The sequence below is a fragment of the Rubrivivax benzoatilyticus JA2 = ATCC BAA-35 genome (assembly GCF_000190375.1).
Taxonomy (GTDB): domain Bacteria; phylum Pseudomonadota; class Gammaproteobacteria; order Burkholderiales; family Burkholderiaceae_C; genus Rubrivivax; species Rubrivivax benzoatilyticus.
In genome coordinates this window covers 22,581-30,748 of sequence record NZ_AEWG01000029.1, presented here as the reverse complement: position 1 = coordinate 30,748, position 8,168 = coordinate 22,581, and the positions used below count along the sequence as shown (strand labels likewise).

General features: G+C 73.3%; 6 protein-coding genes. 4 read left to right on the top strand and 2 right to left on the bottom strand.

The genetic code is table 11. From position 1 onward, the window contains the following. Positions 1–146: 146 nt before the first annotated feature. Positions 147–1,391, top strand: a complete 1,245-nt coding sequence (locus RBXJA2T_RS03195) for a cation:proton antiporter (RefSeq protein ID WP_009855877.1) — start codon at positions 147–149, stop codon at positions 1,389–1,391. After that, a complete protein-coding gene (locus tag RBXJA2T_RS03190) occupies positions 1,388–2,509 on the top strand; it encodes a YbdK family carboxylate-amine ligase (protein WP_009855876.1) in 1,122 nt (373 codons plus the stop codon). The genes RBXJA2T_RS03195 and RBXJA2T_RS03190 overlap by 4 nt, the downstream gene beginning before the upstream one ends. A gap of 40 nt (positions 2,510–2,549) precedes the next feature. On the opposite strand, the gene RBXJA2T_RS03185 is transcribed toward RBXJA2T_RS03190, so the two are convergent. Then, positions 2,550–2,993, bottom strand: coding sequence for a hypothetical protein (locus RBXJA2T_RS03185; protein WP_009855875.1), 444 nt, complete (start codon positions 2,991–2,993; stop codon positions 2,550–2,552). A 529-nt stretch (positions 2,994–3,522) separates the two neighbouring features. Between RBXJA2T_RS03185 and RBXJA2T_RS03180 the strand changes: the two genes are divergently transcribed. Beyond that, on the top strand, positions 3,523–5,544 hold the full coding sequence (locus RBXJA2T_RS03180; protein WP_009855874.1) for a S8 family serine peptidase: 2,022 nt from the start codon (positions 3,523–3,525) through the stop codon (positions 5,542–5,544). After that, positions 5,541–6,146 carry a rhombosortase gene (gene rrtA / locus RBXJA2T_RS20305; RefSeq protein ID WP_009855873.1) on the top strand — a complete coding sequence of 202 codons (606 nt, stop codon included), beginning with the start codon at positions 5,541–5,543 and terminating at the stop codon, positions 6,144–6,146. Before RBXJA2T_RS03180 ends, rrtA begins: the two co-directional genes overlap by 4 nt. Positions 6,147–6,173: 27 nt before the next feature. On the opposite strand, the gene tlpB is transcribed toward rrtA, so the two are convergent. Then, positions 6,174–8,153 (bottom strand): transporter-like protein TlpB, encoded by a 1,980-nt coding sequence (gene tlpB, locus RBXJA2T_RS03170; protein WP_009855872.1) that lies wholly within the window; start codon positions 8,151–8,153, stop codon positions 6,174–6,176. Positions 8,154–8,168 lie beyond the last annotated feature (15 nt).

Genomic DNA, 8,168 nt, shown 5'->3' with positions numbered 1-8,168 from the left:
GCCCGCGGCACTCGCCACGCGGGGTCGCCGCCCCGCGCGGCCGGTCCGCCGACACGCCGGCAAGCCTGCGTCCGACATCGGCCGGGCCGTGCCCACGGAACTCCGCCCCGCGGCCGGGGTCTCTCCTCTTCAACAAGGAGAGAGGGATGCTCGAGGACATTGCAGGTTATCTGCAGATCGAGTCGTGGCCGCTCGTGCCGCAGATGCCGTTCTGGGGCGCGCTGGCGCTCGTGGCCGGTGCGCTGCTGGGCGAGGGCGTGCGACGGGCGTTCGGCGTGCCGCGCATCATCGGCTACAGCGCCGTCGGCCTTGCCATCGGCCTCGGCGGCTGGGGCGGCGGCGTGCTGCAGGGTCCGGCGCGGCTGGTCGTCGACCTGGCGCTGGCGCTGCTGCTGTTCGAGCTGGGCAGCCGCGTGCGGCTGCGCTGGCTGCAGGCCAACCCGGCGCTGCTGGCGACCAGCGCGCTGGAGGCCTTCGCCAGCCTGGCGGCGATCTACCTGGCGCTGCGCGCCTTCGGCCAGCCGGTCAACGTCGCGCTGGCCTGCGCGACGCTGGGCACCTGCGCCTCGGGCGCGGTGATCGCGCGCGTGGCCAGCGAGCTGAAGTCCGCCGGCCAGGTGACCGAACGCATGATCGTGCTGACGGCGCTGAACACGCTGCTGGCGGTGCTGGCGCACAAGCTGGTCATCGGCTGGCTGCACCTGGACGTGGCCGGCGACTGGGTGCGCGCGGTGTCGCAGCCGCTGTGGGTCTTCGGCGGCTCGGTGCTGCTGGCGGCGCTGCTGTCGCGGCTGGTCGCCTGGGTCGCGCGCCGCCTGGATCTGCGCGACGAGAACGCCGCGCTGCTGCTGCTCGGCATGATCGTGCTGGCGCTGACCATCGCCCAGCTGCTGAACCTGTCGACGCTGCTGGTGCCGCTGCTGGCCGGCGTGCTGCTGCGCAACTCGACCGAACGCCCCTGGGTCTGGCCGCGCCACTTCGGCACCGCCGGCGGGGTGCTGGTGCTGATGCTGTTCGTCGTCGTCGGCAGCGTCGTGACGCTGGACGCGGTGCTGGTCGGCGGCGGCCTGGCGATCGTGCTGCTGCTCGCGCGCGGCATCGCCAAGACGGCGTCGGTGTTCGCCTTCGCGCGCTGGAGCGGCATCGGCCTGCGCCAGGCCGCCGGGCTGTCGCTGGCGCTGACGCCGATGTCGGGCACGGTGCTGGTGCTGCTGACCGACCTGCAGCTCACGCACCCGGGCTTCGCGCCGGCGGTGGTGCCGATCGTGCTGTCGGCGATCGCCTTCATGGAGCTGCTCGGGCCGCTGGCCGTGCAGTGGGGCCTGCGCCTGGCCGGCGACCACCGCCCCGAACCCACCTGGCGTGCGCCCGAGACGGAGGTCACGGCATGAGCCTCGAGAAGTTCTCCGATTCGCGTCCGCTGACGCTGGGCGTCGAGCTCGAGCTGCAGATCGTCTCGACGCACGACTACGACCTGACGCCGGCCGCCGCCGACCTGCTGCGTGTGCTGGGCAAGCGCAAGCTGCCCGGCAGCATCGTGCCCGAGATCACCGACAGCATGATCGAGCTGTCGACCGGCATCTGCGAGGACCACGCCGACGCGCTGGCGCAGCTCACCGAGATCCGCGACGCGCTGGTGCAGGCCGCCGACAAGCTGGGCGTGGCGCTGTCGGGCGGCGGCACGCACCCGTTCCAGGACTGGAGCCAGCGGCGCATCTTCGACAAGCCGCGCTTCAAGCAGATCAGCGAGCTCTACGGCTACCTGTCCAAGCAGTTCACGATCTTCGGCCAGCACGTGCACGTCGGCTGCTCGACGGCCGACGAGGCGCTGGTGCTGCTGCACGGCCTGGGGCGCTACATCCCGCACCTGATCGCGCTGTCGGCCTCGTCGCCGTTCGTGCAGGGCACCGACACCGCGTTCCATTCGGCGCGGCTGAACTCGGTGTTCGCGTTCCCGCTGTCGGGGCGTGCGCCGTTCGTGCTGACCTGGGAGGACTTCGGCGTCTTCTTCGCCAAGATGACGCGCACCGGCGTCGTCAAGAGCATGAAGGACTTCTACTGGGACATCCGGCCCAAGCCCGAGTTCGGCACGATCGAGGTGCGGGTGCTGGACACCCCGCTGACGATCGAGAAGGCCGCGGCGATGGCCGGACTGATCCAGTGCCTGGCGCGCTGGCTGCGCATCGAGCGCCCGTTCCAGCCGGCCGAGGACGACTACCTGCCGTACACCTTCAACCGCTTCCAGGCCTGCCGCTTCGGGCTGGACGCGCTGTACGTCGACCCGGGCACCGGCGAACACCGCCCGCTGCGCGAGGACCTGCAGGCGCTGCTGGTGCGGCTGGAGCCGCACGCCGCCGACCTGCGTGCCGAAGGCGCCTTGCAGTTCCTGCGCCGCGAACTCGCCGGCCACGGCAACGACGCCTGCTGGATCCGCGCGACGCAGTCACGCGAGCACCTGCTCAACGAGGTCGTGCGGCGGCAGACGCTGAGATGGGCGGGGCGGGGGTGAGCGGCGAGGGGGCGGCGGTGCCCCCTCACGGCCGCGTCATTCAGCGCCCGTAGGCCGCCTTGGCCTGGCGGCGGCTGTCGGCCAGCGAGGCCAGGGCCTTGTCCAGGTCCACGTTGCCGACCGCGGCGTTGATCGCCTCCATCAGCAGCTCCTCGGCCTTGTCCTGGCTGGCGTACTCGTGCGTGCTCGTCGACACGCCGCTGTACTCGTTGGTGAAGATCATCAGGTTCTTGTCCTTCAGGCCCACCGCCGCCCAGCCGATCGACTGGTTGCCCAGCACCGTGGCCTGGCCGTGGATGTACAGAACGGCGTTGGCGGCGTTGAGCTTCTTGCAGATGACGTCGTAGTTGTCGAAGCCCCAGCCGTTCTGGCGCACGACCTTCACGATCTTGTCGGAGGCGGTGTTGTAGGTGACGTTGCAGGCGGCCGCGGCCTGGAAGGAGACGGCTGCGGCGGCGACGGCGAAGGCGAACTGCTTGAGCATGGAATGTCGATGAATGGAGGCCGCGGCGCATCGAGCCGCCGCGGCGTCTGGCCAGGAGATCCGCCGGGGGCTGCCCGGCGCTGTCGTGCCGCCGCGCGGCGGCACGCCCTTCGTCTTTCGACCAACCGCGGCGGGAGTTGAGCGGACGCCGCCGCAGCAGCGCCGGTGCCGGACGGTGCATGCATGGGTCACGGCTTCCTTGCGGGTGTGGAAAGCTGCTCAGGTCGACGGCCGGTTTGGCCGGGAGGCGAAACCTAGAATCCATGTGGACATGGTGGCCGGCACCGAGCGTCGTGCCATCCGGTCCACGGGACGCGGTCGGGCGTTCGTTCTCCTGCAGGCTGGGCTCTGGCCTGCTGCGGCCGACCGTCCGACTCCGGTCGTGCCGAAGGTCGGCTCCTGCCGGTGACCCGCTGCCGACGACAGCTTCTGCGCCGCGGTCCGGCGCCTTTGCATGCACAGCAACATGACACTTCCCGATACCCGGTACCGCCTGCGATCGGCAGCCCGCTGGCTGGTCGTTGCCGTCATGGCCACTGCCGGGGCCTTGCCCGCGGTGCGGGCCGCCGACGCCACGACCACCCACCGCATCGTCGTCGGCTATGCGTCCGACGACAGCACGCTGCGCACGACGGCGGCGTCCGATGCGCGCCGCTCCCGCCTGTCGGCGCTCGTCGCCGCGGCCCGGCCCGACGGCTCGCTGCGCCTGCAGAGCGCCGAAGCGCGCCGTGGCGGCGCCTGGCTGCTGCGCCTGGACCGCGAGGTCTCGCTGGCCGAGGCGCGCCGCATCGCCGCGTCGATGCGCGGCGCCGAGAAGTCGATCCGCTACGCCGAGCCCGACCTTCGTGTGCGGCGTCTGGACTACGACGACCCGTACTTCTCCACCCAGTGGAACATCGGCGCGGGCGGCGTCCCCGCGGCCGGTGCGGCCGACTTCGTCAGCGCCTGGGCGCACGTGGCCCCGCCGGCGGTCAAGCCGGTGGTGGCGGTCATCGACACCGGCTACCTGCCGCATGCCGACATGGGCGCCGACTACCTGAAGGGGCCGAGCTTCATCACCGACCCGACCGTCGCCGGCAACGGCGTGGCGCGTGGCGGTGACGGCACCGACCCGGGCGACTACTGCGACGACACCAGCGACCCCTCGAGCTGGCACGGCCTGAAGGTCGCCAGCCTCATCGCCGCCCAAGGCGGCAACGGTGCCGGCATCGTCGGCGCCGCAAGCGGCTATGCCCGGGTGCTGAGCGTCCGGGCCCTGGGCCGCTGCGGCGGCTGGCTCAGCGACGCCTCCGACGCGATCGCCTGGAGTGCCGGCGCGTCGGTGCCCGGCATCGCGCCGAACGCCACGCCGGCCAAGGTGCTGAACCTGAGCCTGGGCGGCGACGCCGGCGTCGCCTGCCCGGTCTACATGCAGGAGGCCGTGAACACCGCGCGCTCGCTGGGCGCGCTGGTGGTCGCCGCGGCCGGCAACGACGGGCTGCCGACGATCGGCAGCCCGGCCAACTGCGACGGCGTGCTGGCGGTCGGGGCGCACACCCGATCCGGCGACCTGGCCGACTACTCCAACTATTCCAGCCGCGTCACGCTGACGGCGCCGGGTGGCGGCGACTGCCTGCGCCAGGGAGGCAGCTGCCAGTCCGACCTGACGGTCTCGCTGGGCAACAGCGGCCTGAGGGAGCCGGGCGTGGACCTCGACCACGCGCGCTTCAACGGCACCTCGGCGGCCACGCCGCACGTCGCCGCCGCGGCCGCGCTGCTGTGGGCGGCCAAGCCGACCCTGACCGCGTCCCAGGTCGAGTCGATGCTGCTGAGTTCGGCCAAGCGTTTTGTCAGCGACAGTTTCTGCGCCATCGCGTCCGGTTGCGGCGCCGGCATGCTCGACCCTGCGCAGGCGGTGCTGCTGGTCGACCAACCCATCCTCACGGTGGTCGCGCCGTCGGGGGCGCAGCGCGGCCAGTCCGTCGTGCGCTTCAGCGCCACGCTGGACCGCGTGATGGCCGGCACCGTCTGGACCTGGACCCAGGTGTCGGGCGCGACCGTCAGCGCGACACAGCTGGACGCCCCCGACGGCGGCAGCAGCGAGCTCAGCTTCACCGTGCCGGCCGTGCGCAGCGGCCCCATCCGCTTCAACGTGACCGCGGTGCTGCCCGACTCGAGCCAGGTCACGGGCACCGGCGTCACCTACGTCAACAACGCTCCGACCCTGGACTCGCCGGGCCGCCTGACGACGCGGCTGGAGGCGGTGTCGCACCAGCTCGGCGGCGCGGCCGACGTCGACGCCGACACGCTGACCTTCGTGCTGGACAGCGCCCCCGAGGGCGTCAAGCTCAGCAGCAGCGGCCTGCTGACCTGGGGGTCGGCGCAGGTCGGCACCTTCGACGTCGTCTACCACGTCACCGACGGCGAGCTCGACAGCCCGTCGCGCTCGCTGGAGATCGTGGTCACGGCACGCGGCGGCACCGGCGGCTCCGGTGGCGGCGGCGCCTTCGGCTTCGCTTCGCTGCTGCTGCTGGCCCTCGCGAGCTGGGCGCTGCGCCGCACGCGGGCGTGAGCGCCGGGCGGGCCGCGCCGGCGGCCGGCGCCTTGGTGGCGCTGGCCCTGCTGAACGTGGCCGCCTGGGGGTCTCCGGCGCTGCTGGACGCGCTGCGCTGGACACCCGCGGCCGCGGGCCAGCCCTGGCGCTACCTGAGTGCCCACCTCGTGCACCTGACCCCGTTGCACTGGGCCGGCAACATGGCCGGGCTGGCCGTCGTGGCGGTCTTCCTGCGTTCGGTCTTCGGGCCCGAGCTGCCGTCCTGGCGCTGGGCGCTCGGCGGTGCGCTGGCGCTCGGCGTGTCGCTGCATGCGACGTCGCTCGGCAGTTATGCCGGCCTCAGCGCCTGGCTGCATGGTGCGGTGGCGTTTGCCGCCATCGGGCTGCTGGCCGGCGCCGCCGGCCGCCGCCGCCTCGTCGGCGCGGCGGTGCTCGCCGGGCTCCTGGTCAAGTGCCTGCTCGAGCGCCCGTGGGTGCCGGTGGCCGACGACGCGTTCTACGACATGCCGGTGGCCGTCGTCGCGCACGCGCTGGGCTGCGCGCTCGGCATCGCTGGCGGGCTCGTCTACCGGCTGCGGCGCGGCGCCGGCACGCCGGCCGCGACGGACGCCGGCGGCTGACGTTCGCCGCCGGCCCGGCGGCGGTGTTCAGCCTTTCGGCGGCCGCACGAAGGACAGCGGGTCCTGCAGCAGCCGGCGGCGGATCGCCGCGGTGATGCGCTGGCGCTCGCGCACCTGGATGCCGCGCGAGCGCAGCGCCACCTTGAACGCGAGCCAGAAGCTCACCGTCAGGTTCAGCACGCCGGTCAGCAGGATGCCGGCCGCGCACCACCAGAACGCCGGCTGGCGCAGCACGTCCAGGCCCAGCGCGCCGGCCGCCGCGGCGAGCTGGCCGGTGGACAGCGTCACGTGGCGCACTTCCAGCGGCAGCGCGAAGAACGAGGCCAGCGCCGGCACCAGCCCGAGCATCATGCCCAGCGAGACGTTGGCCACCAGGCCCGAGATGTTGGCGCGCCACCAGGCCGCCCAGCGCTGCGCGCGTGGCGCACCGAGCCGGGCGACGAAACGCGGGTTCCAGGCGATCGCGCTGTCGAGCCGGTGGTAGACGAACCAGTTCTCGGCCCAGCCGGCGATCAGCGAGCTGGCGAACAGCAGCACGCCAGTGAACGCCGCGAACAGCAGCGTCGGCCCGAGCAGCGTCAGCGAGTGCAGCACGTAGCCGGCCTGCTGCTCGCCGACCAGCGGCACGCCGAACAGCCCTTCCCAGGCGAGCTGGATGGCCAGCGCCAGCGGCCCGCAGACCGCCAGGTTGCCGATGATGCCGGCGGCCTGCGAGCGGATCAGCTGCGCGACGCGGTCGACGAAGGCCTCGACCTCTGCGTCGCCGGTGCCGGCGGCCAGCGTCTCGGCCATCGCCGGCGCCGTCATCGCCGGCTGCTTGGTCGCCACCGTCCAGTGCAGCAGCATGATGACGACGAAGCTGGCGGCGTAGTTCACGCCCGACCAGAAGCCCGACCAGAAGGCCGCCAGCCCGAGCGCCGCGATGGCGAACTTCAGGTAGGTGGTGCCGGCGATGACGGCCCCGCCGCCGGCGGCCATGCGCAGCATCTCGCGCCACTCGCCGCGGTCGCGCGTGATGTAGTGCGAGCCGGTCTCGGCGCTGCGTTCGGCCACCTGGCGCGCCAGCAGCGAGTAGTGGCGGGCCAGCAGCCGGCGCAGGCCGCGCTCGTCGTCGGCCACGCGCAGCAGGTGCAGCACCAGCGCACGCAGCGCCGGCATCGGCTGCGGCGCGAGCACGCAGTCCAGCAGCATGCCGATGCGGCGCGTGCGCCGGCGCATCTGGTCGAGCTCGTAGACGATGTCCACCGAGACGCCGTATTCCTCCAGGTGCCCGGTGACGCTGGCCGCGGCGCGGCGGCAGGCGTCGAGCAGGCCGCGCAGCACGTTGGCCTCGCGCAGCGCGTCGGCCTGGCGGCCCTCGGCCAGCGCCTCGCGCAGCGCGTCGGCCGAGCGCGTGAGCTGGCGGAACGGCTCGGTGGCCAGCGCCTGGCGGTCCATGCGCCGGCGCAGCGGCGACAGGTAACCGCTGGAGTGCACGGCGCTGACGAGGATCGTGATCGCGTCGAGCATCGCCGTGCGCCAGCCGCTGGCGCCGTCGGGGTCGACCAGCGTCGCGATGCGCTCCAGCGTCGCGTCGTCCAGGCGCTCGATCCAGCGCGCGTCGGACGGGCGGAACAGCAGCTGGAAGAGCTCGGCCAGATCGGGCGTGTCCGGCGTCTGCGGCAGCCACTGCACACGCAGCCGGCGCCCGACCTCGCCGAACAGCGAGTGGCGCGCGCCGAAGCCGAACTCGGCGAACAGCGCCGCCTTGTCGACCTCGCGCCAGAAGCCGGCCAGCATGCCCTGCAGCCGGGCGCGGAACTCGGGCTGGCCTTCGGCGGCCTTGAGCAGCAGGCCCAGGCGCGCCATCTGTGGCGCGACGTCGGCGCCGGGCCGCGCGCGGCGCGCGGCCGGGGCGTGGCGCAGCCACTCGAGCAGGCGCACCAGCCAGAGGTGGCGTTCGGCCAGGCCGGCCGACGGGTCGGCGGCGTTGACGAGGGCGCTGAGATCCCAGGTCGGCTGCGTCATCGGCGCGGGCGGCCG